Below are 2,588 nucleotides of genomic sequence, written 5' to 3'. Positions count from 1 at the left end.
ACACCACGCTTGCGCGCGCCGAGCAAGCCGCCGTGCGCATCCAGGCACTGCTGGCTGAAGCGGCCCAGCCCTGCTGCACGGTCAGTATCGGTCTCGCCAGCCAGGCACCTGGCGATGAGCCATTGGACAGAGTCCTGGCCCGTGCCGATGCAGCCCTGTACCGGGCAAAAGAAAATGGCCGCGACCGCGTAGAAGTCGCGGACGCGGCCATCGCGGCCTGAATCTTCTCATGGGCGGCGCCGCCGTAGGGCGGATCATCCGATCCGCCGCGCATGCTCAGCCGAACAGCTTCCGCAATTCCGCGCCCGGATCATCCGCGCGCATGAACGCCTCGCCCACCAGGAAGGCATTCACCTCATTCTGGCGCATACGCTCCACATCAGCCGGACCCATAATGCCCGACTCCGTGATGACCATGCGCTCTTTCGGAATGCGCGGCAGCAGATTAATGGTCGTATCCAGCGAAGTCTCAAACGTGCGCAGGTTACGGTTATTAATGCCGATCAAACGGCTCTTCAACTTCAGCGCAGCTGTGAGCTCATCGCCGTCGTGCGACTCAATCAGCACATCCATGCCCAGTTCGTGCGCGCAGGCTTCCATCTCCGCCATCAGGCCGTGGTCTAGCGCAGCAACGATCAGCAAAATGCAGTCCGCGCCCATATGGCGAGCTTCATAGATCTGGTACATATCGACCATGAAGTCCTTGCGCAGTACGGGCAAATCGCACGCCGCGCGTGCCTGCTTCAGATATTCGGTATCGCCCTGGAAGAATTGCTGATCGGTCAGCACGGAAAGGCAGGCCGCGCCGCCTAGCGCGTAGCTTGCCGCGATGTCCGCAGGACGGAAGTCTGCGCGCAGCACGCCCTTGGACGGCGACGCTTTCTTCACTTCCGCAATCACGCCAGACTTGCCGGCCTCGATATGGCTGCGCAGCTTGGCTTCAAAGCCGCGCAAGCCGGCGCGCAATGCCTTGTCGCCTTCAACGTCAGCGCGCAGGCTTTCCAGGCTGCGGTACTTTCTGGCCGCAGCCACTTCATCGGCCTTCACGGCCAGGATCTTGTTCAGGATGTCAGGCATGATGCTTCTCAGTTTTGTTCGGACAGCGCGAGGCGCACGCCCAGTGCCAGGAACAGGCCGCCCGTCACGCGGTTCAGCCACAGCGACACCAGCGGCTTCAGTTTCAGCTTTGCGCTGGCGAAGGCGGTAAAGATCGCCAGGCCGTTACACCACAACATGCCGTTGAAGTTGAAGATGCAGCCCAGGATGACGAAAGCCAGCGCCTTGTTCGGCGAATCCGCCGAAATGAATTGCGGCACAAAGGCCAGGAAGAACAGCGCCACCTTTGGATTCAGGACATTGGTCAGGAAGCCTTGCGCGAAAATGCGGCGATAGGGCAGGCGAGCACTCGCGGCATTGGTCACAAGGTCCGACCCGCCCGCGCGCTCGTCAGCAGCGCCGGCCGCAGAATTTGCATCGGGCTGCGCCACATCGCTATCGTTGCGCAGCTTCGCGCGCAGCATGCCGACGCCGCACCACACGATATAGGCCGCGCCCACCCACTTCACCGCTGTGAACGCAGTCGCCGACGTCGCCAGCAGCGCGGACAAGCCCAGCGCCGCCGCGCAAACGTGCACCATGGTCCCGGCGCCGATCCCTAAAGCCGCCGAGCAGCCCGCGCGCCAGCCGTGCGTAGCGCTGCGCGACATGATGAGCAGCGAATCCGGCCCCGGCATGATATTCAACAGAATGCCGGACACCACAAACAAAGCCAGGTCGTGGATGCCGAACATGATCAGCCTCCCAGCGCTTGCGTGACTTTGACGAACTGCTCCAGCTTCGCCAGTGCCGCTCCGGTCGAAATGGCCAGACGCGCCTTGGCCAAGCCTTCCTCGATCGACGAAGCCACACCGCAGGCATACAGCGCCGTGCCGGCATTCAGCGCCACGATATCGGTCGCCGGACCCGGCTCGCCGCGCAGCGCTTCCATCACGCGCGCCTTGGATTCCACCGCATTGGCCACCTTCAGGTTTCGGCTCGCAATCATCTGCATGCCGAAATCTTCCGGATGAATCTCGTACTCGCGGATCTCGCCGTTGACCAGCTCACCGATCATGGTGCCCGCACCCAGCGACACCTCGTCCATATTGTCGCGGCCCCACACCACCAGCGCATGCTGCGCGCCCAGGCGCTGCAGCACACGAACCTGGATGCCCACGAGGTCAGGGTGGAACACGCCCATCAGGATATTCGGCGCACCTGCCGGATTGGTCAGCGGACCCAGAATATTGAAGATCGAGCGCACGCCCAGCTCACGGCGCACCGGGGCCACATGCTTCATCGCCGCATGATGGTTCGGCGCGAACATGAAGCCGATGCCTGTCTGCGCGATCGACTGCGCGATCTGCTCCGGCGTCAGGTTGATATTGGCGCCTAGCGACTCGATCAGGTCCGCGCTGCCCGACGAAGAAGAAACTGAACGTCCGCCATGCTTGGCCACGCGCCCACCGGCGGCAGCAACCACAAACATCGAAGCGGAAGAGATATTGAATGTATGTGCGCCGTCGCCGCCCGTGCCGACGATATCGACC

At 62.7% G+C, this 2,588-nt stretch carries 4 protein-coding genes; 1 reads left to right on the top strand and 3 read right to left on the bottom strand.

Going from position 1 to position 2,588, the window contains the following annotated elements:
• The coding region (locus AB4Z11_RS29050; RefSeq protein ID WP_442029296.1) for a diguanylate cyclase domain-containing protein at positions 1–221 on the top strand (221 nt) is incomplete at its 5' end.
• A 55-nt stretch (positions 222–276) separates the two neighbouring features.
• Here AB4Z11_RS29050 and trpC read toward each other — a convergent pair.
• The 3 genes from trpC to trpD form a co-directional block, all read right to left on the bottom strand.
• On the bottom strand, positions 277–1,077 hold the full coding sequence (trpC, locus tag AB4Z11_RS29045; protein ID WP_442029295.1) for an indole-3-glycerol phosphate synthase TrpC: 801 nt from the start codon (positions 1,075–1,077) through the stop codon (positions 277–279).
• 8 nt (positions 1,078–1,085) lie between these two features.
• Positions 1,086–1,790, bottom strand: a complete 705-nt coding sequence (locus tag AB4Z11_RS29040) for a LysE family translocator (RefSeq protein ID WP_442029294.1) — start codon at positions 1,788–1,790, stop codon at positions 1,086–1,088.
• 2 nt (positions 1,791–1,792) lie between these two features.
• On the bottom strand, positions 1,793–2,588 hold a 796-nt coding region (gene trpD, locus AB4Z11_RS29035; protein ID WP_442029293.1), incomplete at its 5' end, for an anthranilate phosphoribosyltransferase.

It is taken from the genome of Pseudoduganella sp. RAF53_2 (assembly GCF_052113985.1).
Classification (GTDB): Bacteria; Pseudomonadota; Gammaproteobacteria; order Burkholderiales; family Burkholderiaceae_D; genus Rugamonas.
Note: the sequence above shows the minus strand (reverse complement) of the source record. Positions and strands in the feature narration are given on the sequence as shown.